20 protein-coding genes and 1 tRNA gene are annotated in these 23,671 nt (G+C 64.2%); 10 read left to right on the top strand and 11 right to left on the bottom strand.

What is annotated here, in order from left to right; translation table 11 throughout:
* Nucleotides 1-34: 34 nt before the first annotated feature.
* Nucleotides 35-1,993, top strand: a complete 1,959-nt coding sequence (locus H3Z74_RS12040; RefSeq protein ID WP_187759916.1) for an autotransporter assembly complex protein TamA — start codon at nt 35-37, stop codon at nt 1,991-1,993.
* Nucleotides 1,990-6,144, top strand: coding sequence for a translocation/assembly module TamB domain-containing protein (locus tag H3Z74_RS12035; RefSeq protein WP_229726533.1), 4,155 nt, complete (start codon nt 1,990-1,992; stop codon nt 6,142-6,144). The genes H3Z74_RS12040 and H3Z74_RS12035 overlap by 4 nt, the downstream gene beginning before the upstream one ends.
* Here H3Z74_RS12035 and H3Z74_RS12030 read toward each other — a convergent pair.
* Genes H3Z74_RS12030 through H3Z74_RS12020 form a run of 3 tightly spaced genes read right to left on the bottom strand, consistent with a single transcriptional unit; the run spans nt 6,138 to nt 9,071 of the window.
* A complete protein-coding gene (locus tag H3Z74_RS12030) occupies nt 6,138-6,707 on the bottom strand; it encodes a DedA family protein (protein WP_187759915.1) in 570 nt (189 codons plus the stop codon). The two genes, H3Z74_RS12035 and H3Z74_RS12030, sit on opposite strands and share 7 nt — an antisense overlap.
* A 54-nt stretch (nt 6,708-6,761) precedes the next feature.
* Nucleotides 6,762-7,637 (bottom strand): ATP-grasp domain-containing protein, encoded by an 876-nt coding sequence (locus H3Z74_RS12025; RefSeq protein WP_187759914.1) that lies wholly within the window; start codon nt 7,635-7,637, stop codon nt 6,762-6,764.
* 9 nt (nt 7,638-7,646) lie between these two features.
* Entirely contained in the window at nt 7,647-9,071 is a 1,425-nt protein-coding gene (locus tag H3Z74_RS12020; RefSeq protein WP_187759913.1) for an aldehyde dehydrogenase family protein, read from the bottom strand.
* Nucleotides 9,072-9,191: 120 nt separating this feature from the next.
* On the opposite strand from H3Z74_RS12020, the gene H3Z74_RS12015 reads away from it, so the two are divergent.
* Nucleotides 9,192-10,166: a quinone oxidoreductase family protein gene (locus H3Z74_RS12015; RefSeq protein ID WP_187764091.1), complete on the top strand. Its 975-nt coding sequence runs from the start codon at nt 9,192-9,194 to the stop codon at nt 10,164-10,166.
* Nucleotides 10,167-10,238: 72 nt separating this feature from the next.
* On the opposite strand, the gene H3Z74_RS12010 is transcribed toward H3Z74_RS12015, so the two are convergent.
* The 4 genes from H3Z74_RS12010 to H3Z74_RS11995 all read right to left on the bottom strand — a co-directional run bounded on the left by H3Z74_RS12010 (nt 10,239) and on the right by H3Z74_RS11995 (nt 13,409).
* Nucleotides 10,239-10,631: a lysozyme inhibitor LprI family protein gene (locus H3Z74_RS12010; RefSeq protein ID WP_229727042.1), complete on the bottom strand. Its 393-nt coding sequence runs from the start codon at nt 10,629-10,631 to the stop codon at nt 10,239-10,241.
* Between the two features lie 31 nt (nt 10,632-10,662).
* Nucleotides 10,663-10,998 carry a hypothetical protein gene (locus tag H3Z74_RS12005; RefSeq protein WP_187764089.1) on the bottom strand — a complete coding sequence of 112 codons (336 nt, stop codon included), beginning with the start codon at nt 10,996-10,998 and terminating at the stop codon, nt 10,663-10,665.
* Nucleotides 10,999-11,542: 544 nt separating this feature from the next.
* A complete protein-coding gene (gene glnA / locus H3Z74_RS12000) occupies nt 11,543-12,955 on the bottom strand; it encodes a type I glutamate--ammonia ligase (RefSeq protein ID WP_187764088.1) in 1,413 nt (470 codons plus the stop codon).
* 115 nt (nt 12,956-13,070) lie between these two features.
* Entirely contained in the window at nt 13,071-13,409 is a 339-nt protein-coding gene (locus H3Z74_RS11995; RefSeq protein ID WP_183112272.1) for a P-II family nitrogen regulator, read from the bottom strand.
* 231 nt (nt 13,410-13,640) lie between these two features.
* Between H3Z74_RS11995 and H3Z74_RS11990 the strand changes: the two genes are divergently transcribed.
* On the top strand, nt 13,641-13,904 hold the full coding sequence (locus H3Z74_RS11990) for a type II toxin-antitoxin system Phd/YefM family antitoxin (RefSeq protein ID WP_187764087.1): 264 nt from the start codon (nt 13,641-13,643) through the stop codon (nt 13,902-13,904).
* The gene (locus H3Z74_RS11985; RefSeq protein ID WP_187764086.1) at nt 13,901-14,284 is read left to right on the top strand and encodes a type II toxin-antitoxin system VapC family toxin; all 384 of its coding nucleotides are present in this window, start codon (nt 13,901-13,903) and stop codon (nt 14,282-14,284) included. The genes H3Z74_RS11990 and H3Z74_RS11985 overlap by 4 nt, the downstream gene beginning before the upstream one ends.
* A gap of 6 nt (nt 14,285-14,290) precedes the next feature.
* Here H3Z74_RS11985 and map read toward each other — a convergent pair whose 3' ends face one another.
* On the bottom strand, nt 14,291-15,115 hold the full coding sequence (map, locus tag H3Z74_RS11980) for a type I methionyl aminopeptidase (protein WP_187764085.1): 825 nt from the start codon (nt 15,113-15,115) through the stop codon (nt 14,291-14,293).
* A 64-nt stretch (nt 15,116-15,179) separates the two neighbouring features.
* Between map and H3Z74_RS11975 the strand changes: the two genes are divergently transcribed.
* Entirely contained in the window at nt 15,180-15,935 is a 756-nt protein-coding gene (locus H3Z74_RS11975) for a competence/damage-inducible protein A (RefSeq protein WP_187764084.1), read from the top strand.
* Between the two features lie 18 nt (nt 15,936-15,953).
* The gene (locus tag H3Z74_RS11970) at nt 15,954-16,295 is read left to right on the top strand and encodes a hypothetical protein (protein WP_229727041.1); all 342 of its coding nucleotides are present in this window, start codon (nt 15,954-15,956) and stop codon (nt 16,293-16,295) included.
* Nucleotides 16,296-16,316: 21 nt separating this feature from the next.
* Here H3Z74_RS11970 and H3Z74_RS11965 read toward each other — a convergent pair whose 3' ends face one another.
* The 3 genes from H3Z74_RS11965 to H3Z74_RS11955 form a co-directional block, all read right to left on the bottom strand.
* A complete protein-coding gene (locus tag H3Z74_RS11965) occupies nt 16,317-17,735 on the bottom strand; it encodes a sulfatase family protein (protein WP_187764083.1) in 1,419 nt (472 codons plus the stop codon).
* Nucleotides 17,736-17,833: 98 nt separating this feature from the next.
* Nucleotides 17,834-17,907: transfer RNA gene (locus H3Z74_RS11960), tRNA-Gly, on the bottom strand.
* Between the two features lie 234 nt (nt 17,908-18,141).
* Nucleotides 18,142-19,485: a S1 family peptidase gene (locus H3Z74_RS11955; protein ID WP_229727040.1), complete on the bottom strand. Its 1,344-nt coding sequence runs from the start codon at nt 19,483-19,485 to the stop codon at nt 18,142-18,144.
* Between the two features lie 761 nt (nt 19,486-20,246).
* Here H3Z74_RS11955 and H3Z74_RS11950 point away from each other — a divergent pair.
* The 3 genes from H3Z74_RS11950 to H3Z74_RS11940 are packed head-to-tail and all read left to right on the top strand — an operon-like array spanning nt 20,247 to nt 23,669.
* A complete protein-coding gene (locus H3Z74_RS11950) occupies nt 20,247-21,038 on the top strand; it encodes an SGNH/GDSL hydrolase family protein (protein ID WP_229727039.1) in 792 nt (263 codons plus the stop codon).
* The gene (locus H3Z74_RS11945) at nt 21,035-22,258 is read left to right on the top strand and encodes a GDSL-type esterase/lipase family protein (protein ID WP_187764081.1); all 1,224 of its coding nucleotides are present in this window, start codon (nt 21,035-21,037) and stop codon (nt 22,256-22,258) included. The genes H3Z74_RS11950 and H3Z74_RS11945 overlap by 4 nt, the downstream gene beginning before the upstream one ends.
* A gap of 1 nt (nt 22,259) precedes the next feature.
* Nucleotides 22,260-23,669, top strand: a complete 1,410-nt coding sequence (locus H3Z74_RS11940; protein WP_187764080.1) for an MBOAT family O-acyltransferase — start codon at nt 22,260-22,262, stop codon at nt 23,667-23,669.
* Nucleotides 23,670-23,671 lie beyond the last annotated feature (2 nt).

The following is a 23,671-nucleotide window of genomic DNA, read 5'->3' as shown; positions in this document are numbered from 1 at the left end:
GTTGCTCGGGGAATTGTCCGTCTAGGACAGGGCCATGTCGTTGTCGGTCGGGCGGCGTGGCGCGTTGTTGTGCGCCGCTGCGGGTCTTTTTGTAGTTGTCGCTCCCTGCGCTGATGCGCAGGACAGTGCAGGCACCGTTGCGCCCGACGTCGGCACGCTCGATCCCAACTCGCCGCTCGCGCCGCTGCCCGATATCGGCGTCGACTGGCCGGACCTGTCGGTGGCGCCGGACGAGCCGGTCGATCCATCGGCGACACCCGAACTCACGGGCGAGACGCGGTACAGCTTTGCAGTCGACGGGATCGATGCGGTCGCGACGCCGTTGCTGCGCCAGCGCTTCGATGCGCTGTCGACACTGAAGACCCATGACGGTGATCCGGCCAATGCGGCACAGCTCGACCGGCGCGCGCGTGAGGATGCGCTTTTGCTGACCGAATTGTTGCGTGCCGAGGGCTATTATGATGCGCGCGTGACCAGCCGGATCGAGCCCAAGGGCGGCCGTCCGCTGGTCACGCTCGATGCCGAGCCCGGGGTGCAGTATAAATTCGGCGGGGTCACACTGAAGGGCCTCGCTGCCGCCGGTGACAAGAGTGACGGGTTGCGCACGGCATTCGGCGTCAAGGCCGACGACGCGGTCAATTCGGATGCCATCGCCGCGGGCGAAGCGAATTTGCGCACTCAGATCGGGCAAAAGGGTTTCCCCTTCGCGACCGTTGGCGAGCCGGAGATCGTGGTCGATCGGAGCGCTCGGACCGCGACGCTCGAGATAGCCGTCGATCCGGGCGGCAAGCGGCTTTTCGGGCGGATCACGTCTCCGCCGAACAAGGTGTTCGACGCCGACCATATCGAGGATATCGCCCGCTTCACCCCCGGGCAGCCGTTTGACCAGAGCGCGCTGGTCGATCTGCGCCGCGCCCTGATCCAGACCGGCCTGGTGTCATCGGTCGATATCAAGCCGGTCGAGGGCAAGGATCCGGGTACGGTCGATATCGCGGTGGCGCTCGAACCGGCGCCGCCGCGCACCATAGCCGCCGAACTTGGCTATGGCACCGGAGAAGGGGCGCGGGCGGAAGTCAGCTGGACGCATCGCAACCTGTTTCCGCCCGAAGGCGCGCTCACCCTGCGCGGCGTGCTCGGCACCAAGGAACAACTCGCCAGTGTGATCTTTCGCCGCAACAATTATCAGGCACGCGACCGGGTCCTGACCTTCCAGGCGGTGGCCTCGAACCTCAATCGTGACGCCTATCAGGCAAAGACTTTCGCTTTGTCCGGGACGCTTGAGCGTCAGACCAACATTTTCTTCCAGAAGACCTGGACCTGGTCGCTCGGTGGCGAACTGGCCGCGTCGGACGAACGTGACGTCATCTTGAGCACCGGCGCGCCGCGTCGCCGTACCTTCTTCATCGGCGCTCTGCCGACCAGCCTCAGCTATGACGGCTCGGACGATCTGCTCAACCCGACCCATGGCTTCCGCCTGAGCGGGCGCCTGTCGCCGGAATTGTCGCTGCAGGGCCGGGTGTTCGGCTATGCCCGGGTACAGGTCGATGCCAGCGCCTATCAGCCGATCAGTGACGGGGTAATCATGGCAGGCCGCGTCCGACTTGGTACGATCGTCGGTGCGCCGCGCGATGCGATCGCACCGTCGCGGCGTTTCTATGCCGGGGGCGGTGCATCGGTGCGTGGCTATGGCTATCAGGATATCGGGCCGCGCGACCCCAATAACGATCCGATCGGCGGGCGCAGCCTGACCGAATTCTCGCTTGAGGCGCGTGTGAAGGCGTTCGGCAATTTCGGCGTGGTGCCGTTCATCGACGGCGGTAATATCTACACCTCACCTTTGCCGAAATTTGCCGAATTCCGTTTCGGCGCGGGGCTTGGCGTACGATATTATTCCAATTTCGGCCCGATCCGCATCGATGTCGGCACGCCGCTCAACCCGCAACCTGGTGATGCGCGGATCGCGGTCTATGTTTCGCTGGGGCAGGCATTTTGACCGAAGTAGCGGCCGCCGCGCCGGTCAAGCGCACGCGCTGGTGGCGCTGGCTCATCACCGCGTTGCTTGGCCTGGTCGCGCTGCTGGCGGCGGCGTTGTTCATTCTCGACACGAGCATCGGGCATCGCTGGGTCGCGGATCAGATCGCGGCTCAGAAACCGTCCAATGGACTGCGCTACAGTGTCGGGCGGATCGATGGCTCGCTCTTTTCCAAGGCCGTGCTGATCGACGTACGGATTCGCGATCAGAAAGGACTGGTATTCCGGGCGCCCCGTGCCGACCTTGAATGGTCGCCTTTTGCCTGGTTCTCGAACCGCCTCGACATCAGCCGCCTGGTCATTCCCCGAGCGCTCTTCGCCAAGGTTCCGGAGACGATCAAGACCGGCCGCAAGGGGCCGACCCTGCCGAGCTTCGACATCCGTATCGGTGAGCTGCGCGTCGATCGGCTGACCATTGCACCGGCAGTTTCCGGCGCTGCGCGCACCGCGCGGCTGGCGGGCAGGGCGGATATCCGCTCGGGCCGCGCGCTGGTCGATCTGACCGCTGTCGTTGCGGGGAGCGATACGCTGGTCGTGAAGCTCGATGCGGAGCCCGATCGCGACAGGTTCGACGCGGATGTCCGCGCCCGTGGCAGTGCGAGCGGTGTGCTGGCAAAGCTGATCGGCATTGCCCGTCCGATCGCGTTCGATGTGGCGGGGAACGGCACATGGAAGACCTGGCGCGGCAAGGCGCAGGGCGACATCGGCGATGTTCGCGCGATCGACCTGGCGCTAGGCAACAAGGCCGGCAGTTATTCGCTTACCGGGACCCTGACCCCGGCGCCCTTCACCAAGGGCAAGCTGATGCGCCTGACCAGTCCGCGCATCGTCGTGAACGGTGCGGCCACGCTGCTGAACCGGCGGCTGGACGGCACGCTTGGCCTGCGCTCCGCCGCTTTGGTCGTCGATGCGACCGGCGTGATCGATCTGGCCGAAAACAGCTATCGCAATGTCCGCGTCGCCGCGCGGCTGCTCCGCCCGCCAGCCTTGTTCCCCAATATGAGCGGCCGTAATATCCAGTTGCGCGCCATTCTCGACGGCGCCTTCGCCACCGCGGCGTTCGATTATCGTCTTACCGCCGATCGCTTCGCCTTCGACCAGAACGGTTTCGAAGTGGCGCGCGCCGCAGGCAAGGGGCGGTTGTCGAAATCGCCGGTGTCGGTGCCGGTCAAGTTCAGCGCAGTGCGCGTCACCGGCGTAGGAGACGTCGCCGGAGGCATCTTGCACAACCTGACGCTCGACGGCGTGTTGCGGGTGACCAGCAAATTCATCACCGGCGACAATCTTCGCCTGCGCTCCGACAAGCTTACCGGGCGGATCAATCTGATCCTCGACCTGAAGACCGGGCATTATGAGGTCGGCATCAATGGGGCACTTGGCCGCTACCTGATCCCGGGGCTCGGCATCGTCGATGTGACTTCTAAGCTGCAGGCGGTACCCGGGCCAAATGGCAAGGGTTTGCGCATCATCGGTAGCGGCACCGCGCAGATGGTCCGGCTCGACAATGCGTTTTTTCGATCGCTCGCCGGAGGGCTGCCGCGCATCGTCACCGGGCTGGAGCGGACCCCCGATGGAATTCTCCACTTCAAGGGGCTGGTGCTCACTGCACCGCAGATCCGCATCACCGGCACCGGTTTCAGACGCCGCGACGGCACCTTCTATTTCGAAGGCAGCGGGCGTCAGGCGACCTATGGCCCGTTCACCATCAAGCTTGACGGCCGAATTGAGAAACCGACGCTCGATCTGGTGTTCGAACGGCCCAATGAGACGATGGGTCTGACCAATGTCATCGCCCATCTCGATCCGACTGCGGAGGGCTTTGCCTTCACCGCACGCGGCGGGTCGCGGCTTGGACCCTTTACCGGTAATGGCGCGATCCTGTTGCCGCGCGGCGGCAACGCAATCGTGTCGATTACCCAGCTCGATGTCAGCGGCACGCGCCTGAACGGCGCCCTGGAAGTGGTCGATGGCGGCTTCAACGGGCGGCTGGCGGTGGCCGGCGGCGGCATTTCGGGCGAATTGCTGCTCCGGCCAGTGGGTGATGTCCAGCGGATCGAAGCGCATCTCGACGCCAGTTCGGCCAAGCTTGCCGATATGGTGACGCTGCGCCGGGGCCATCTCGATCTCGTTGCCCTGCTCGATCCGGCGGGGACCTCGATTGAGGCGACGGCGACCGGCAACGGCCTGAAACGCGGTTCGCTGACCATCGGGCGCTTTGCCGGCAATGCGACGCTGCGCGGCGGCGTCGGCCAGATCAAGGCCGCGATTTCCGGGTCGCGGGGTCGCGCCTTCGATATCCAGTCGGTGACCCAGGTGACAGCCGACAGCTATAGCGTCTCGGCGCAGGGAACGCTCGACCGTCGTCCGCTGAAGCTGATCACCCCAGCTGTCTTCACCCGCGACGGAGACGGCTGGCGGCTCGCGCCGACGAAACTGAGCTTCGCTGGTGGCGATGCCCAGATTGCGGGCCGCTTTACCGGCCGATCCAGCGCGATCGATGCGAGCATGACGCGCATGCCGCTGGCGATCCTCGATATCGGCTTCCCGGGCCTCGGGCTCGGCGGCAGCACCTCGGGCAAGCTCGCCTTTTCGCAAGGGGAGGGGCAGGCACCGACCGGCCGAATGGACATGACGGTGCGCGGCCTGACTCGGTCCGGGCTGGTGCTGTCGTCGCAGCCGATCGATGTCGGCATCGCAGCGGTGCTTCAGCCCAACAAGGCAGCGGCGCGTGCGATCATGTCGAGCGGTGGCAAGACGGTGGGGCGTGCGCAAGCGCAGCTGACGCCGCTTGGGTCGGGCGACCTCGCGACACGGCTTACCCATGCGCCATTGTTTGCGCAGCTGCGCTATAACGGCCCGGCCGATACGCTGTGGCGGCTCGCCAATATCGAATTGTTCGACCTTACCGGTCCGGTCGCGATCGGTGCCGATCTTGGCGGTACGATCAACGATCCCAGCATCCGCGGCGTGCTCCAGGCGAACGGTGCGAAGATCGAAAGTGGCGTTACCGGTACGGTGCTGACCAATGTCCAGGCGACCGGCCGGTTCGGCGGATCGAAACTGGTCATCGACCGCTTCAATGCCGATGCCGGCAAGGGCGGGCGGGTTTCGGGCACCGGCGTTTTCGACCTCGCTGCCGCGCGTGGCTTCGGTATCGACCTGTCCGTTCGCGCCGAAAATGCGCAATTGATCAACCGGGACGATATCGCTGCAACCGTGACGGGCCCGCTCAGCTTCAAATCGGACGGCTCGGGCGGTGTCATCGCCGGCGATGTCGTGCTCGACAAGAGCCGCTATCGGCTCGGTCAGGCGAGCGTCGCCAGTGCCGTGCCGCGCCTCAACATCCGCGAGATCAACATACCGGGCGGCGATGATGACGGCGATATCGTGCCGAGCAAGCCCTGGCGGCTCGACGTTCGCGCGCGCGCGCCGAACCGGCTGACAGTCAGCGGTCTTGGCCTCGCCAGCGAATGGTCAGCGGACCTGAAGATCGGCGGTGTGCCGGACAACCCCGCCATCACCGGCCGTGCCGACCTGATCCGCGGTGATTATGAATTCGCCGGGCGTGAGTTCGAGCTGGAACGCGGCATCATCCTGTTCGCGGGCGAGGTACCCGCCAACCCGTCGCTCGACATTGCGGCGAACGCGGATTCGACCGGCCTGCGTGCGACCATTCGCGTCACCGGCAATGCGCTGAAACCCGATATCAGCTTCGCCAGCGTTCCTGCCCTGCCGGAAGACGAACTCCTGTCGCGCTTGTTGTTCGGTACGTCGATCACCAATCTGTCGGCCCCGGAGGCGCTGCAACTGGCTGCGGCGGTGGCGGCGTTGCAGGACGGCAAGGGCGGTCTCAACCCGATCAATGCAGTGCGCCGCGCGGCAGGGCTGGACCGGCTGCGCATCCTTCCCGCAGATCCGCAGACCGGGCAGGGAACTTCAGTCGCGGCGGGCAAATACATCACGCGCAAATTGTTCGCGGAAATCATCACGGACGGCGCGGGCTATTCGGCGACCCAGGTCGAGTTCCAGGTCACGCGCTGGCTGTCGTTGCTGTCGAGTATCTCCACCCTTGGCCGGCAAAGTGCCAACGTCCGGGTGTCGAAGGATTATTGAGAACGCTTCGCTCGGGACCGGCGTACCAGGTGAATCCCGCCACCGATAATCGCCGCTCCGACCAGCACGCCGATCACGACATGCTCGACCGACTTTATCTTGCCGAAGAACCGCTCGATCCCATCGGCGAACACATAGCCGATGCCAGTGAACAGGACCGCCCAGACGGCGGCGGCCGCCGCATTGATCGCCGCGAATCTGTGCGTCCTGATCGCCGAGGTGCCGATTGCGATCGGGCTGACCGTCCTTAATCCGTAGAGAAAGCGGAACCCGAATACGAACGCGGTGGGGTGGTGCTCGAATAGCGTCAATGCGCGAGCGAATGCAGGCTTTGCCTCGATCCGCTTGATCCGCGGATGATCGCGAAACCGTCGTCCCAGCGCGAAGAACAGCTGATCGGCAATGAAGGAACCGGCCGCAGCGGCGATCGCCACGCCGAAGAAAGGCAACAGCCCGTTATGGGCAAGCAGCCCGCCGGTCACCACGATCGTCTCGCCCTCGATACCTGCGCCGAGGAACACGGCGGCAAGGCCGTAACGGGCCAACAAGGTTTCGATCGCCATGCCGATGCGTTGCCTGCGATCGATCGCCGACGCCAGCCCTGTGAAGGGACATTGTTACGGCGTTGTGAGGTTCGCGCTCATGTCATCGCGCGTCTTTACCAGTGCGTCGATCAGCGCGTCGGCAAGTCGCCCCGGCAATTCCGGCTCGAGGTGCGGATAGAGATCGGGCTCGATCACCTCCAGCTCCATCAGCGCCAGACTGCCATTGGCCAGCCGCAATAGATCGACCCGCGTATAAAGCGCCGGTTCGGGAAGCGCCGCGACAACGCGGTCGGCCAGCCCACGCTGATCGGCGTCCGGGTCGAAACGTGAGAAGATGCCGCCGAACTGCGGCTGAATGCGGAAATCACCCTCCGCCGCGACTTTGCGCACGGCGTGGCTGAACTCTCCGGCGACGTAGAGAAAGGAGAGTTCGCCTTCGCCCGATACCGCGGGCACGAAGGGCTGGATGATGGCGTCGTCCAGCGGCCTGACGGGATCGCTACGCCCGACGCGCACGGTGCGGTAGCTGCCGCCCGACACCTGCGGCTTGATCACCAGTTCGTCAGCACCGAAATGGTCGAAGGCCGCCGGGACGCTCGCCGCATCGGCACGCCCGAACCAGCTTGGGACGATCGGGATGCCGCCCGCCTCGAGCTCGGCGAGATAGGTTTTGCGCGTATTCGAGGCAAGCAATGCGGGTGCGTTGAACAAGGGCTTGTGCGCCGGCCATGCCGCCAGCATGGCCTCCCACCGCAGCACGTCGAGATGATAGCCCCAGGCGAACAACGCCAGCGCCGCGTCTCCGTCGTCCGGCCCCAGATCCCAGGGCCGGGGACAAAGCGTCATGCCGCGCCTGGCGAACGCAGCGCGATAGTCGCCCAGGATCGCTTCGGCGGCGGCGCCATATTCGCTGCCCGCCGCCGGCATCAATACATCGATGGTCAGCATCATGCCCGGTTACGCGGGCTCGCCGACGATCGTCTTTAACTCCATGAAGTCGGCCAGGCCATATTTGCCGCCTTCACGGCCATTGCCCGATTGCTTGTAGCCGCCGAACGGCGTGCCGCCGCCGCCGGCCCAGGCGTTGATCGTGACCAGTCCGGCGCGCAGCTTCGGCGCTACCTTGGCCGCTTCCGCCGGATCGCCCGAGATCGTCGCTGACAAGCCGTAATCGGTATCGTTGGCCATCTCGATCGCCTGATCGCCACTCTCATAGGTGGTGATTGTCGCGACCGGGCCGAACGTCTCCTCGCGATAGATGCGCATGTCCGGAGTCACGTCCGTGAACAGCGTCGGCTTGATGAAGAAGCCGGCGTTGCGCCCGTCAGGCCGTCCGGTGCCACCGGTGACCAGGGTCGCGCCCTCGTCGATCGCCGACTGGATCAAACCCTGGATCTTCTCGAACTGCGCCTTGTTGACCACCGGGCCGATATGCGCGCCCATCACGCTCGCCGCATCGACCGTGACCGCTTCCATGATCGACTTGACCACCTGCGTCGCCTCGGCCGCCTGGCTCTTGTGCACGAGCAGGCGGGTGGGGGCGATGCAGCTCTGCCCTGAATTGGCCAGCACGCCTTGTACCGTTGGCGGCAGCACGTCAGCGAGATTGGCACCCTCGAGCACCACGTTCGGGGCCTTGCCGCCCAGTTCCTGATGCACGCGCTTGACCGTCGCGGCCGCCGCCTGCGCCACCGCGATGCCAGCGCGGGTCGATCCCGTGAAGCTCACCATATCGACATGCTTGTGCGTCGACAGCGCGGCGCCGACGCCCGGACCATCGCCATTGACCAGGTTGAACACGCCCGCCGGCACGCCCGCCTTGTCGAGGATCTCGGCCAGGATCACCGCACAGCCGGGCGCTTCTTCCGACGGTTTCAGGATCATGGTGTTGCCGGCGGCAAGCGCAGGCGCGACCTTGGCGCAGATCTGGTTGAGCGGCCAGTTCCACGGCGTGATCATTGCGACGACGCCGAGCGGCTCGTGCACCACGCGGTTCTTGCCGACCTGCTCGGAAAAGCTGAATTCCTGCAACGCCTTCAGCGTGCCGATGAAATAACCCAGTCCGGCCGGGGCCTGCGCCATGGTCGCAAAGCCGATCGGCGCGCCCATCTCTTCGCTGGTGGCTGCCGCCAGATCGGGCATGCGCGCCTTATATTCCTCGATCACGCGCTGGAGCAGCGCGATACGGTCCGCAACGCTGGTCTGCGAATAGCTGTCGAAGGCCTTTTTCGCGGCAGCCACCGCCTTGTCGACATCGGCCTGGCTGCCGAGCGTGATTTCGCTCACCGGCTGTTCGGTCGAGGGATCGATCACCTCGTGGCGCTTGCCCCCATCGCTATCGATCCAGGCGCCATCGATATATTGCTTCAGGTAGCTTTTCATCTCGCTCTCCGATTTTTGAACCTGCGGTATGCTTCACGCGCCTAGATGGCGCGCGCAGCGATCCGTTGCAACCTGAAACGCAGCACCTATTTTCGCTTCGTCCTGGCAGGAGATCGACCGATGGCCCGTATTGCTCAAATCACCCGCACCGGCGGTCCGGAAGTCATCGAATGGGTCGATATCGACCTGCCACCGCCCGGACCAGGTGAAGCGCGGATGCGCAATACCGCGGTCGGGCTCAATTTCATCGACACCTATCACCGTAGTGGCCTCTATCCGATCGAGATGCCCGGTCGTCTGGGCGGCGAGGCGGTCGGCGTGGTCGAGGCGCTGGGCGAGGGCGTAAGAGGCCTCGCAGTCGGCGACCGCGTCGGCACGTTCGGCCCGGCACGCGGCGCCTATTCGACCGCACGCAACCTCCCGGCCGATCAACTCATCAAGCTGCCCGAGAACGTCGATGACCGGAAGGCAGCGGCGCTGCTGCTGAAGGGCGGCACGACCGAATTCCTGGTCGAGCGCTGCGCCAAAGTCGAGCGCGGCCAGACGGTGCTGGTCCATGCAGCGGCGGGCGGCGTTGGCCATCTGCTCGTCGGCTGGCTGAAGGCGGTCGGCGCGACGGTGATCGGCACGGTCGGCAGCGAGGAGAAGGCGGTACAGGCACGGGCCGCCGGTGCCGATCATGTCCTGCTTCACAAGCAGGTCGATGTCGCAAAGGAAGTGCGGGCGATCACCGACGGCAAGGGCGTCGGGGTGGTGTTCGACGGCATCGGCAAGGCGACCTGGGAGATATCGCTCGCCTCGACTGCCCGGCGCGGCCTGATCGTCAGCTATGGCAATGCGGGCGGTCCGGTTGATGGCGTGAATCTCGGCATCCTGGCGCGGCACGGCTCGCTGTTCGTTTCGCGCCCGACCATGGTCGATTATTATGTCACCGCCGAAGAGCGGAAGAGCGGCATCGACCGCGTGTTCGAAATGCTGGCCAAGGGAGCGATCACAGCGGAGATCGGCCAGACCTTCGCGCTGGAGGATGTGGCCGACGCGCACCGCGCGCTCGAGGCAGGTGAGACAAAGGGTGCGACGGTGTTGCTGCCGTAATGCCCGCCTTGACGGAGGAGGCGTGGAAGCCGGGCGGTCAGGCCATGGCCGACAGTCTTTTGAACACTGCCATCACTCGATCGACATCACCCGCACATAGCTTTCGAGCAGGCGCGCCCGGTCGCGAGTGAGCGTTGCCGCAGAATCCGCCTGCATGGGAACATACATCGTTCCCTGACGTGTCGCGTAGATTCCGCCCTGCGCATTGAATTCGCTGTCCCGATAGACAAGCCAGGCGCGCTGCGATCGTTGCAACTGGCCCTTTGCCGATGGCGGCAGCCGCCGCATCAATGTCGTGTAGGACGCATTCATTCGCCGATCATAGGCTTTCGCGGCCGCCTGCTCGCACTCGACCTGACCGGCTGTCGACGCATTGGCCGGCAATGCGAGGCAATGGTCCAGCGCGGCCTCCGTGGCATCGCCGGGCGGGGCGGCATAAGCCGCCGACGCCATTGCCGCGATCATGAGGGCAAGGATCGAGCGTATCGCGACCATTTCAGGACTGGCTGCTCTTCCAGCGTGCGAAAATGCCGGCGGCAGTCACGGCCGCGCCAAGGCCGAGCAGAAACATCGCCAGAGTGTTTCCGCCGACTTCACTATTATTGGCTGCGCTGATCGCGCGCGCCGCCGAGTCCGCGTCCGTTGCGGTCATGGCAGCAGCAAAGGCGGCTTCGTCGCATTTCGCCACCATGTCAGGCTGATCCCGCATCCGCTCCTTGCACTGAGCAGCGATCGCCACATCCGCCCTGGGCGGCCCGCCTGTGAAGTTCAGCGCAGCACCGGCCGCCAGCAAGACGAGCCCAAGGACAATCAGCAGCACAGGATTCTTCATTGCGGCCCTTTCGATGATCAACATACCGCAACACCGAACTGCCGGCCGGGGCATGTGTTCCGGACGAAAAATTTAATCGCAGGCCCAATCGACATTCAGACGGACAGTGGTTGCGATGCGAGTCGCCGTCACCAGGGTTGTGATTTTTCCGCTGTTGTTCGGAATAAAAAAAGCCACCCCTGTTAAGTTGGATTTTGGCGGTGGATTTTCTAACTGTTTTCAATGGGTTGATTTCCGCCACCGCTGTTATCCATAACAGCGGTGGGAAAGCGCATGAACAGCGGTCAGCTCACCGCTGTTCCTGCCGAACAGCGGCCGCAAAGCGTCCTGTATATTCCAGTCATGTCAAAGAGCGGGGCGGCGGTACCGGCTGGCTTCCCGTCCGCCGTCACGCTGGCACGACCGGCAGCGGGGTTGAATCGGCGCGGCCAGGTGCAGCGAGTGAATGCCGATCCAACCGGGGTTATCACCACTCGGTGCTGTTGAAACAAAAGGGGCGCCCGGATCGCTCCGGACGCCCCTGATGCGCAGCGGATCGTAGCGATCAGTAGCTGTAATACATGTCGAATTCGACCGGGCTGGGGGTCATTTCCCAGCGCGCCACGTCTTCGTACTTCAGTTCGATATAGGATTCGATCTGCTCCTTGGAGAAGACGTCGCCCTTGAGCAGATAGTCGTGATCGGCAGCCAGGCTTTCCAGCGCCTCGCGCAACGAACCGCACACGGTCGGGACCTGGGCGAGCTCTGCCGGCGGCAGGTCGTACAGGTTCTTGTCCATCGCCTCGCCGGGATGGATCTTGTTCTGGATGCCGTCCAGGCCGGCCATGAACAACGCCGCATAGCAGAGATACGGGTTGGCCATCGCGTCGGGGAAGCGCACTTCGACGCGCTTCGCCTTGGGACCGGTGCCGTATGGAATGCGGCACGATGCCGAACGGTTGCGCGCCGAATAGGCGAGCAGCACCGGCGCCTCATAACCCGGGACCAGCCGCTTGTAGCTGTTGGTGGTCGGGTTGGTGAAGGCGTTGACCGACTTGGCGTGCTTGATGATCCCGCCGATGAAGTAGAGGCAGGTGTCGGACAGACCGGCATAGCCATTGCCGGCGAACAGCGGCTTGCTGCCTTCCCAGATCGACAAATGGGTGTGCATGCCCGAGCCGTTATCTTCCTTGATCGGCTTGGGCATGAAGGTCGCGGTCTTGCCGTAAGCATGCGCGACCTGATGCACGACGTACTTGTAGATCTGCATGCGATCGGCGGTGGTGGTCAGCGTACCGAAGGTCAGGCCCAGCTCATGCTGTGCCGCAGCAACCTCATGGTGATGCTTGTCGCACGGCAGGCCCATTTCGAGCATGGTCGAGACCATCTCGCCACGGATATCGACCGCGCTGTCGACCGGCGCGACCGGGAAATAACCACCCTTGGCGCGCGGGCGATGGCCCATATTGCCGCCTTCATAGGTGGTGCCGGTGTTGGTCGGCAGCTCGATATCGTCGATCTTGTAATAGCTGGTGTTGTAGCTGTTTTCGAACTTCACATCGTCGAACATGAAGAATTCGGCTTCCGGGCCGACATAGACGGTGTCGCCGATGCCGGTGGTCTTGAGGTACGCCTCGGCGCGCTTCGCGGTCGAGCGCGGATCGCGGGCATAAAGCTCGCCGGTTGCCGGTTCGACAATGTCGCAGATCAGGATCAGCATCGGCGTTGCCGAGAACGGATCGATATAGATCGCGTCCAGATCCGGCTTCAGGATCATGTCGGATTCGTTGATCACCTTCCAGCCCGCGATCGATGAGCCGTCGAACATGAAACCGTCGGTCAGTTCGTCTTCACCGACGACGCCTGCGACCATCGTCAGGTGCTGCCACTTACCCTTGGGGTCGGTGAATCGCAGATCGACCCACTCGATCTCCTCATCCTTGATCTTCTTCAGGACGTCGTTCGCCGAATTCGCCATAATATCCCATGCCCTTTCGTGGTCGATAGTCGCTCCGGTCTCCCGGAGAATCATGTTACGTGCGCAGCGCCTGCTGTCACACAATGTTGCGGCGCGTCAAATTCCTTCGAGCCGCTTAAATCGCGTCGTCGTTGCGCTCTCCGGTGCGGATACGCAGCGCGGTCTCAACCGGGATGACGAAGATCTTGCCGTCGCCGATCCGCCCAGTCTGCGCCGCCGCGGCAATCGCCTCGACCACACGCTCCGCCAGGCTGTCCTCGACAACGACCTCAAGCTTCACCTTGGGCAGGAAGTCGACGACATATTCGGCACCGCGATAGAGTTCGGTGTGACCCTTTTGCCGGCCGAACCCCTTGGCCTCGGTAACCGTGATGCCCGATACTCCAACTTCGTGCAGCGCTTCCTTCACCTCGTCCAGCTTGAATGGCTTGATGATCGCTTCGATCTTTTTCACGCGTACTTGCCCCTGATGCCGGCGAAAGCGCCTCTTCCTACCGCGCGTCTTACAACAAGCGTGCCAGTCGTGCGAGGGGCGGCATACCGTGGGGCACCGGCGCGAGAAGGGAGAAATGCGGGTTAAGCAATGCCTAACGGCCGTGCATCTGCCGGCATATGCCTGCTTTTGAGGCAGGATTGATTACTAGCGAATTCGTGACTACATCATGTGGACACTAAGGATGATGCGATGACTGTTCACGCGACCATTGTCGGAGTCCGCGAGCTACGCGGCAAGCTGAGCGACTATCTTCGACGCGTCGCTGCGGGTGAGAATTTTGACATCGTGTCGCGCGGCAAGAAGGTCGCAGAACTCCGCGCGCCGGAACCCGATGCGAATTTTCGCAAGCCTGGTGCTCTCAAGGGGCGTGGCTGGATCGCCGATGACTTTGATACGTGGTCGCCCGAGATCGAGGCGACGTTCGATGCCGACATCTTTCCGCCCGATCGATGAGACTGTTGCTCGACACCCACGCGCTGATCTGGTGGATATTCGATCTGCCCAAGCTCGGCTTAAAGGCCAGGACCTTGATCAACGATCGTGGGAACGAGATATTGTTCAGTCCAGCATCGCCATGGGAAATGGCGATAAAGATCAGTACCGGAAAACTTGATATCGATGTCGGTGAGGCGCTCGCCGTGTTCGCCGAGCGCGGTTTTGTTCAACTCGATATCGCGAACAGCCATCTCATCGCGCTGGCCAGACTTGAACGGATTCATGGCGATCCGTTCGACCGAATGATCGTTGCCCAAGCCATGGTTGAGGGCGCGACGATCATGACAGAGGATGCGGCGATCGCTCGTTATGCCGTTGGTACGATAGGCTGTAGCTGAGCTCGCTCAGTAAGGCGGCTGGTGGAACCCGCCCGGGCTGACCGTGAAAATCTCATTGCCGTCTTCAGTGATGCCGATCGAGTGTTCGAACTGCGCCGACAGCGAACGGTCGCGCGTCACGGCGGTCCAGCCATCGTCGAGCAGTTTCACGTCCGGGCGGCCGATATTGATCATCGGTTCGATCGTGAAGATCATGCCGGGGCGCAGTTCCGGGCCGGTGCCGGGACGGCCGACATGGACCACTTCGGGTGCATCATGGAACAGCCGGCCGAGGCCATGGCCGCAGAAATCGCGCACCACGCCGAAGCGATGCTTCTCGGCATGGCTCTGAATCGCGTGTGCGACATCGCCCATCGTGTTGCCGGGCTTGGCCTGCTCGATGCCGAGCATCAGGCATTCATAGGTCACATCGACCAAGCGCTTCGCCTTGATCGGCACATCGCCGACCAGATACATTCGGCTCGAATCGCCGTGCCAGCCATCGACGATCGGGGTCACGTCGATATTGACGATATCGCCGCTCTTCAGCGTCTTGATGCCGGGAATGCCGTGGCACACGACATGGTTGATCGAGATGCAGCTCGCATGCGTATAGCCGCGATAACCGAGCGTCGCCGGGATACCGCCACCCGCGGCGATGAAATTGCGGATCAGGTCGTCGAGCTCGCCGGTCGATACGCCGGGCACGACGTGCGGCACGATCATGTCGAGCGTCTCGGCGGCCAGCCGCCCGGCCTTGTGCATGCCATCGAACGCATCGCGCCCGTGCAGCTTGATGGCGCCGGTCCGACCCAGCGGGGCGTCGGCGGTGACGGTTACATAGTCAGTCATAAAGACGATATAGCGAGCTTGGCCGGGCTTTGCGAGGGCGGTTTGAAGGTCTATGCGCAAGCCCATGACGACACGCATCTGGACAGCCGCGCTGGCGGTGATTGGCGACGAGATCCTGTCGGGCCGCACGCAGGACAAGAATGTTGCGCAGATCGCCGCGTGGCTCAACGTCCAGGGCATCCGTCTGGCCGAAGTTCGCATTGTGCCGGACAAGACCGATGCGATCGTCGAGGCCGTCAATATTCTGCGTGCACGCAACGATTATCTCTTCACCACGGGCGGCATCGGTCCGACCCATGACGACATCACCGTCGATGCGATCGCCGCAGCGCTGGGGGTAGGGGTGGAGTACCACCCCAAGGCGCTCGCCGTGCTGGAACGCTATTATACCGACCGCGGCGGCCTGACCGATGCGCGCAAACGCATGGCGCGGGTACCCGAGGGATCGGACCTGATCGAGAATCGCATGTCCGGCGCGCCCGGCATCCGGCTTGGCAACATCTTCATCATGGCCGGCGTGCCGCATATCACCGCCGGCATGCTCGACGCGCTGACCGGTACGCTGGAGGGCGGCCTGCCGGTCCTCTCGCGCACGATCGGCTGCTGGGTACCGGAGAGCGAAGTCGCCGACCTGCTCGGGGCGGTCGAACGGGCGCATGAGGGCGTCGCGATCGGCAGTTACCCATTCTTCCGCGATGGTCGCGTCGGCGCGAACTTCGTCGTGCGGGCGACCGATGCGGCATTGCTCGACGCGTGTATCGCGGAGTTGACCGAACGGCTCGAGGCGGACGGGCGGATCGTCATCGCCGACGGCATCTGACCTGGGAGGAGCGACCTCATGACAGTCCGAACCATGACCATCATCCTGGCCTGCGCCGCGCTTGCGGCCTGTGACGGATCGACCGCGCCTGCCGGCAACGCCGCGACCGCAGCGGCGCCCGACCCGATGGAAGCGAAGATCGCCGCTCTGTCCGAGCCGCTGCGCGAGGTGACATTCTTCCGCGCGATCAACGATGCCGATTATACCTGCCAGCGTATCGTCAATGTCGTGTCGCGCGGCCGGATCGAAGGCAAATTGTCCTGGGCGGTCGAATGCGAGCAGGGCGCGCAATATGTGATCGAACTGCAGCGCGGCGGCATCTTCCATGTCAGCGGCGTGCCGAAATCGGCGCGATCCTGATCGGGTGAGCGCCGGCCGCCGCTAGCCGGCGGTGTGCCCATAGGGCGATGCCTCGCCCAGCCATGGATCGCGTGTCGCACGTCGCCATTCGGTCAATTGCCGGCGCAGTCGTTCGAGCATGTCCCGCGCACCCGGCGCATCGACCAGATTCGCCACCTCATCCGGGTCGTTGCGCAGGTCGTACAGCTCTTCCGCTGGCCGCCGCAGATAGGCGGCCTGAGTGCGCCGCCCGAGCCGCAGCGACGGATTTGCGACAATCGCCTGCCAGCTCGGCGACCCCGCGACATCCCCGGCGATCGGATAGTCGAGTGGATGGGCGAGATTGACGATATAGCTGTGCGTCCGGGTACGGATCGCGCGCATCGGATAATATTGGTTGATCTCGTGAAATTCGTGGCTCGCAAAGACCGCGTCATGCTCCGGCGCATCCGTCTTGCCGAGCAACGGCAGCAGCGACCTGCCCGGCAGGGGCTGGCGCGGGCCCGCCGCCCCGGTCCAGTCGAGGATCGTCGGGACCACATCGATGAAGCTCACCATCGCGCGGTTGACCGCGCCGGCATCATGGCCGGGCGCATGGATGATCAGCGGCAGATGCAGCCCGGGGGCGTAGAGATTGGTCTTGGCGCCGGGAAAGGGGCGGCCATTGTCGCTGAGATAGAGGATCAGCGTATCCTCGCCATGCCCTGCGGCGTTGAGCCCGTCGAGCAGCAAGCCGATGCCACTGTCGAGCCGGCTTACCGACTCATAATAGGCCGCCAGGTCGGCCCGTACTGCGGGCAGGTCGGGCAGGTGGGAGGGCAATGGCACCGTCGCCGGGTCGTAATGGACCGGTGCGATGCGCGGCCAGTCGCCATTGCCATAACCGCCCGGCGCCCGGTGCGGATCGCTATAGCCGATCGTCACGAAAAAGGGCCGCTCCCCGGCCGAGCGGATGAAGTCGAGCGTCGCCCCGGCCATCGCGGCGACATCGCGCACGCCGCTCCGCTCGGGCAGCAGTTCGGCGTCATAGGGGAAGGCCGCATCGGGCCGGACATGCTTCTTGCCGACCAGCGCGGTCGCATAGCCGGCCTTTTTCAGCAGCGCAGGAATGGTCTCCACCCCGTCGAGCAGCGACTGGTTATGGAAATCATGCGCCAGCCCGTACATGCCGTTCTGGTGCGTGTAGAGCCCGGTATAGATGACCGAGCGGCTCGGGCTGCACGAGGAGACTGCGGCATGCGCATTGGCGAAGCGTGTGCCGGTGCGGGCCAGCGCATCGATATGCGGCGTGCGAACGCCGGTGCCATAGCATCCCGCATCAAGGCCCTGGTCATCGGCGATCAGCAGCAGGACGTTGCGCGCGGTGCCGGTGCGGCGTCCCGACGCTCCCACGCCGCTCGCCGGCAATGTCAGGCCGGTGGCGAAGGCCGCGGCAGAGGCCAAGAGCGAACGACGATCCATCGGCCATCTCCCATTTCGACCGCAAACATCCTGGCCGATCTCAACGTCTTGGCCAAGAGCGAAGCGGTCTGCGCAGCAGGTTCTTGGAACAGGGGAGATGGAGCGGGTGAAGGGAATCGAACCCTCGTCGTAAGCTTGGGAAGCTTCTGCTCTGCCATTGAGCTACACCCGCGACGCGCGCCGATTGCCACAGCCGGACGGCATCGGTCAATGTGAAGCTGGCGAATTCGCGAGATGCATCGGCGGATCGCTGTTTGACCCGCGCGACTCCCGTTTCGTCCCGCGCTCGCCGGCATGTGCGACGGGCCGTTCGATATCGCTGAAATCCGACGCAACCAATTGACCCGCGGATGCTTATATCGCCGATGAACAACCCCGACGCCCCCAGCAAGCAGTTGACCCGAGCCTATCGATTGTCGCGGGAAGCGAGCAATTGCCTCACCATCGCGATCGGCAGCCGATCGACCAGCGATGCGGCCGAACTGATCGACGAGGCGATCAAGCTCGCGACCCGCGCGCGCGAACTGCGCGAGTGCGCCTGATCTCCTGCGCCTAGGATCTGGCGCGTGCCGCGCGCCGTGGTGCCGGCCGTCAGGCCGCCCGGGCCGGTGCGCAGCAACGACCATTCCGACGGCAGGTAATCGACCGACATGTAGAAATAAAAGGCGCAGGATCCGTCGCGGCGATAACTGCCGCCCTTCAGCATGCCGAATGCGGTCGTGCCGCTGAACACCGGCGACCCACTGTCGCCGCCATTGCAGGTTGGTCCCGACACGGTGACCCAGGTCGGCAGGCACGGGCCGCCGCACAGATCGCCGGCCGGCGCGAAATCGGTCAGCTCGACCAGCGCGCAGCTATAGCCGGTACGCTCGCCGCGATGGCATACGAAATCGCCCGCCCGGGTCGCGGCGCGGCCGCGCTGCCCGGTGACCGGTCGCAATCGCGTCTTGGCGGTATCGGCATAGAAAAGCGGCGCCGGCATTTCGCTGCTGCCGTTGACCTGCACGTCGCGATAGCCCCAGCCCCATTGCGCGATGAAGTCGAGCGGCAGGTCGCCGCGCTGCCGATCGCGATAGGACAGCGCATCGAGGCAATGTGCGGCGGTCGTCACGCCATATCGTACCCCGTCGCTGACCGTGAAGCCGGTGGTGCAGACATAGCGTTTGCCGTCGGCCGGGCTGGTGCCCTCGACCCGCGCGCCGCCGGCAATGTCGAGATTCTTGTCGATCCGGTCGGTGATCCGCACCTGCACCGGCACGCCGGCGATCGCTTCGAGCCGTGTCTTGATCACGTCCGCGCCGGCAGCGCCATCGGACGTGCCGATCGTGACGGTCAGCTCTCCGGTGCGCGGGTCGAGCCCCATGCCCGGCGGCCGGCGCAACGCCGCGCGGATCGCGCTCTGATACCAGGTCATCGCCCAGATCACCCGCTCCCGCGACACGCGCGCGCCGGTGCGGAATAGGATCGGCACGGTCATCCCTCCGGCCCACACCGCCATCGTCGGGACCGGGGTATCGCCGGTCAGATAGACGATGATGCGATAGGCCGGCCGATGCTCGATCGCGATGCCGGCGAGCCGGTCGCGATACGTCTCGGCGATCCGGTCGGTGGCGGCGACGCTCTCCTCTTGCGCGGCGAGCCGGCGGATCGCCTCGTCGACCGGCACGCCGAACTGGCGGGCATATTCGACCCCGTCGCGTGCCCGTGCCTCTGCCGGCGTCTCGACGATTGGCGGCGGCTTTTGCTCCACTGCTTTGGTGGGAAGGGGTTGGACTGTGAGAGGGAGGGGGAGGCATCGGAAGAAGCGGGTGCGCCGGCGGCCGGCGGCGTCTGCGCCTTGCCGGGCATGCCGAGCGCCGCCGAAAACATCAGAAAAGCCGCGAGGATCACCGTGCGCACCGGTGCCCGCTAACAGGATTGGCAGGGGCTGGCGAGCACGACTCGCAGGAGCAGTGATGCCTGTTTGTCGACGGCCATGCATTCCAGGATCAGATGAAACGACTCATCGACAGAATTGCACGACTCGCCGCTCATGATATACAGTTCCACTGTTGAATCGAAACCGAGATCAACGCGACCACAGCGAGCGTTGTCACCTCTCTCGACGAGATGTGATGATACGCGATCGATCGGACATGAAATCAGGTGATATAGTATATATCATGTATATTATGCGGTATTTCTATCGCTATGTGAAAGAATAACTGAAAAATCTTGTGGAGAATAACTATATAGCCTCACCATATTCATGATATTTTCAACTAAATATGGATATTTGTACTTGTATTATAGAGTAAAAATCTACTAAAGATAGAAAATCTGTCTGGACTGTTTTTATATATTCCCGTAAAAGAGCCGCTGTCTCAAACAGACAGGTTCCACATGTCGCTTAAAAATATGGTATTGGACCGTTCCGCGGTCCTGCTGGTTGGCGTATGCGCCGGCGCCGCAATCGGGTTTTCGTTCATCGGGCACTCGGACTCCGCTCAATCCACAGTAATCGCGCGACCGATGTGCGCGACGGCACCGCTACCGGGCGTCGACAGGACGCCTGAGGTCGCGGCGGCGTTGCAATGCGCGGCGCCCGCCCAGCGACAATTGCTCGGCACGCTGAAAAAGGGCGGACCGGTGCGGATCGCAGTGTTCGGCGACAGTTTCGGCGACGGTGTCGCGTTCGGTCTCCAGCAGCAACTGACGCGCAAGGCGGGCTATGACGTCCTGAAATACAGCCAGCCCGCGACCGGTTTCACCCGCTACAAGCGGCTCAATCTCGAAACCCGCGCCGGCGAGCAGCTTGGCGAAGGGCCGATCGACATCGCGGTCATCTCGTTCGGTGCCAACGATGCGCAGGGGATCATTACCGACAAGGGCGAATATGCCGCACTGATGGGCCCCAAATGGCAGGGCCAGATCGGCGAGCGGCTCGACCGGTTCGTCGCCTTGCTGCGCCGGCATCATGCGATGGTCTATTGGGTCGGCCTGCCGCGCATGCGCGACGCGGCGCTCGATGGCGATGTCGGCGCGATCAACGATTTCTATGCCCGGCGCATGGCCGCGCTCGACGTGCCGTTCATCGATACAAGGCCGGTCGCCTCCGACGCCAAGGGGCAATATGCCGCCTATCTCGACGATCCCGCGACCGGCAAGCGCACCCTGGTGCGCGAAGGCGACGGCATTCATATGTCGATGACCGGCTATAAATGGATCACCCACGGCCTCAGCGAACGCATTCGCGGCTATGTCGAGGCGACGAAGAAGATCGAGACTGCCGGCGCAACATCCGTTGCGGCGGGCGGGCAATGAAAGCGGCCCTCGCCGCACTCGCATTGCTCGCGGCGCCTGTAGTGGCGCAGGCCGCGCCGTGCACCGGCCCGGTGTGCAATTTCGACACGCTTGCACCCTATTTCGCCAGACTGGCGGCGGCCGGCGATGGGCGCGGCATGCCGCCGGTGCATATCGTGCAGATCGGCGACAGCCACACGGCGGGTGACGCGCTGACCGGCGCCTGGCGCGACCTGTTGCAGGCGCGCTGGGGCAGCGGGGGCAGGGGCGTCCTGCCGCCCGGCCGTCCCTATGACGGCTATCTCACCCGCGGCGTCACCGCTGCCATGTCGCCCGGCTGGAGCATCGCGGCGACCTTCGGCAAGGCATCATCCGAGCCCCGCCCGCCACTTGGCCTGACCAGCTACAGCCTGACCTCGCTCCGCCCAGGCGCGGCGATGGGCCTCACCGCCGACCCGGCAATGCTGTTCGACCGCGTCACGCTCTGCGCGATCGCCGGCCCGGCGGCGGGGACGCTGGCGGTGCAGATTGGCACCGGCAATGAGCAGCGCCTCGACTTCGCCGCCGATACAGTCGTGCCGCGCTGCCAGACGATCCGCAGCGCCACGCTGCAATTCACTTTGTCGGTCACCGCGCTCGACCGCCCGGTCACCATCACCTCTTGGGCGACCTTCCAGGACGATGGCGGTGTCGCCTTGTCCAATCTCGGCGTGGTCGGCGCGCAACTCGTGCATTTCGGCCGTACCGACGACGCACTGCTCGCCGAGGAGCTGAAGGCTTACACGCCCGATCTGATCGTGCTGGCCTTCGGCACCAATGAAGGGTTCGCGCCGCGCTTCGATGGCGATGCCTACGAAGCGACGCTCCGCGCGCAGATCGACCGCCTGCGCACCCTGTCCGGCGCCGCCCCGATCCTGCTGCTCGGCCCACCCGATGCGCTCAGCCGCAATCCGGCGCTGCGCACCAATGCGCCGGGCATGGCGATTGGCTGCGCCGGATCGCTGTTCGCGCCGCCCGCACTCGACCGCGTCCGCGCCGTCCAGCGCAAGGTTGCCGGCGATCTCGGCATTGCCTTCTGGGACTGGCAGGCGCGAATGGGCGGGCCGTGCACGGCCGCGCGCTGGGTCGCTGCGGTGCCGCCGCTGATGCGCCCCGATCATGTCCATTTCCGCACCTCCGGCGGGGCGACGCTCGCGCGCCTGCTTCAGGACGATCTCGACCGCGCGATGCAGGATCAGTGAGATGCTTTTCCCAACCCTCAGCTTTGGCCTGTTCTTCCTGATCGTCTTTGCCGGTGTGTGGTCATTCCGGTCCAACGACTGGCGCAAATTGCTGCTGCTGGTCGCCAGCTGGGTGTTTTACGGCGCATGGGACTGGCGCTTCGTGCCGCTGCTCATCGTCTCGGCGGTGATCAACTGGGGCACCGCCGCCCTGATCGCACGCAGCGAGGATTCGCGCCGCCGCAAGGCGCTGCTGATCGGCGGTGTCGCGGTCAATCTGGCGATGCTCGGCTTCTTCAAATATTTCGATTTCTTCGCCGAACAGGCCGGCGGGCTGCTCGCGCTGTCTGGCATCGCGCAGAACCCCGCGCTGATGCAGGTGATCCTCCCGGTCGGCATTTCCTTCTTCACCTTTCAGGGCATCTCCTATGTCGTCGACGTGTCGAAGGGGCGCGTGCCGCCGGCGCGCCTGCTCGACATCCTGCTGCTCATGTCCTTCTTCCCGCACCTCGTTGCCGGGCCGATCGTCCGCGCCGCCGATCTGGTGCCGCAGTTTCAACAGGTGCCGCGGATCAATCGCGGCATGGTGTCGATGGGCCTGTTGCTGATCGTCTGGGGCCTGTTCAAGAAAGCGGTGATCGCGTCCGAGATCGCGACGCAGTTCGTCGATCCGGTGTTCACCGCGCCACAGCTTCACTCGTCGCTTGACCTGATCCTCGCAGCCTATGGTTATGCGGTGCAGATCTACTGCGATTTCTCGGCCTATTCGGACATGGCGATCGGCATCGCCGCATTGCTCGGCTATCGTTTTCCGCGCAATTTCGATCGTCCCTATCGCGCGGAATCGCTGCAGGAATTCTGGCGCCGCTGGCATATCAGCCTGTCGCGCTGGCTCCGCGACTATCTCTATATCGACGCGCTCGGCGGCAATAAGGGCGGCCGGTTCCGCGTCTATCGCAACCTGATGATCACCATGTTGCTCGGCGGGCTATGGCATGGCGCGAGCTGGACCTTCGTCATCTGGGGCGGGCTGCACGGCGCCGCACTGGTGGTCGAACGCGCCTGGTCGCGCGCGCGCCTGACAAAGGGTGTAGTGCTGCCGCGCTGGGCGCGCATTGCACTCACTTTCCATGTCGTGGTGCTTGGCTGGATCTTCTTCCGCGCGGCAAGCTTCGGCGATGCGCTGGCCTATCTCGGCGGCATCGTCGCCCCGGCACAGGACGGGCTGACCACGGTGACGCCATTGGTGCTGCTGCTGATCGCGTTCGGCCTGGCGATCCACGCGCTCTCCTGGGACGCGATGACTCGCGCGGCGCAGCGCATCCGCGCCTTGCCCGCGCCGCTGGTCGCGGCCGGGCTGGCGATGCTGATGCTGGTGGTCGACGCGATGCGCTACGAAGGGGTCGCCCCCTTCATCTATTTCCGCTTTTGAAG

Origin of the sequence: Sphingomonas alpina, from assembly GCF_014490665.1 — a bacterium.
GTDB classification, from domain to species: Bacteria; Pseudomonadota; Alphaproteobacteria; order Sphingomonadales; family Sphingomonadaceae; genus Sphingomonas; species Sphingomonas alpina.
This window is presented reverse-complemented; position numbering and strand designations above follow the sequence as displayed.

Excerpts from the sequence above, each read along its gene's own strand:
- H3Z74_RS12040 (WP_187759916.1), top strand. The coding sequence starts at position 35 with ATGTCGTTGTCGGTCGGGCGGCGTGGCGCGTTGTTGTGCGCCGCTGCG.
- H3Z74_RS12030 (WP_187759915.1), bottom strand. The coding sequence starts at position 6,707 with ATGGCGATCGAAACCTTGTTGGCCCGTTACGGCCTTGCCGCCGTGTTC.
- H3Z74_RS12025 (WP_187759914.1), bottom strand. The coding sequence starts at position 7,637 with ATGCTGACCATCGATGTATTGATGCCGGCGGCGGGCAGCGAATATGGC.
- H3Z74_RS12020 (WP_187759913.1), bottom strand. The coding sequence starts at position 9,071 with ATGAAAAGCTACCTGAAGCAATATATCGATGGCGCCTGGATCGATAGC.
- H3Z74_RS12015 (WP_187764091.1), top strand. The coding sequence starts at position 9,192 with ATGGCCCGTATTGCTCAAATCACCCGCACCGGCGGTCCGGAAGTCATC.
- H3Z74_RS12010 (WP_229727042.1), bottom strand. The coding sequence starts at position 10,631 with ATGATCGCGGCAATGGCGTCGGCGGCTTATGCCGCCCCGCCCGGCGAT.
- H3Z74_RS12005 (WP_187764089.1), bottom strand. The coding sequence starts at position 10,998 with ATGAAGAATCCTGTGCTGCTGATTGTCCTTGGGCTCGTCTTGCTGGCG.
- glnA (WP_187764088.1), bottom strand. The coding sequence starts at position 12,955 with ATGGCGAATTCGGCGAACGACGTCCTGAAGAAGATCAAGGATGAGGAG.
- H3Z74_RS11990 (WP_187764087.1), top strand. The coding sequence starts at position 13,641 with ATGACTGTTCACGCGACCATTGTCGGAGTCCGCGAGCTACGCGGCAAG.
- H3Z74_RS11985 (WP_187764086.1), top strand. The coding sequence starts at position 13,901 with ATGAGACTGTTGCTCGACACCCACGCGCTGATCTGGTGGATATTCGAT.
- map (WP_187764085.1), bottom strand. The coding sequence starts at position 15,115 with ATGACTGACTATGTAACCGTCACCGCCGACGCCCCGCTGGGTCGGACC.
- H3Z74_RS11975 (WP_187764084.1), top strand. The coding sequence starts at position 15,180 with ATGACGACACGCATCTGGACAGCCGCGCTGGCGGTGATTGGCGACGAG.
- H3Z74_RS11970 (WP_229727041.1), top strand. The coding sequence starts at position 15,954 with ATGACAGTCCGAACCATGACCATCATCCTGGCCTGCGCCGCGCTTGCG.
- H3Z74_RS11965 (WP_187764083.1), bottom strand. The coding sequence starts at position 17,735 with ATGGATCGTCGTTCGCTCTTGGCCTCTGCCGCGGCCTTCGCCACCGGC.
- H3Z74_RS11950 (WP_229727039.1), top strand. The coding sequence starts at position 20,247 with ATGTGCGCGACGGCACCGCTACCGGGCGTCGACAGGACGCCTGAGGTC.
- H3Z74_RS11945 (WP_187764081.1), top strand. The coding sequence starts at position 21,035 with ATGAAAGCGGCCCTCGCCGCACTCGCATTGCTCGCGGCGCCTGTAGTG.
- H3Z74_RS11940 (WP_187764080.1), top strand. The coding sequence starts at position 22,260 with ATGCTTTTCCCAACCCTCAGCTTTGGCCTGTTCTTCCTGATCGTCTTT.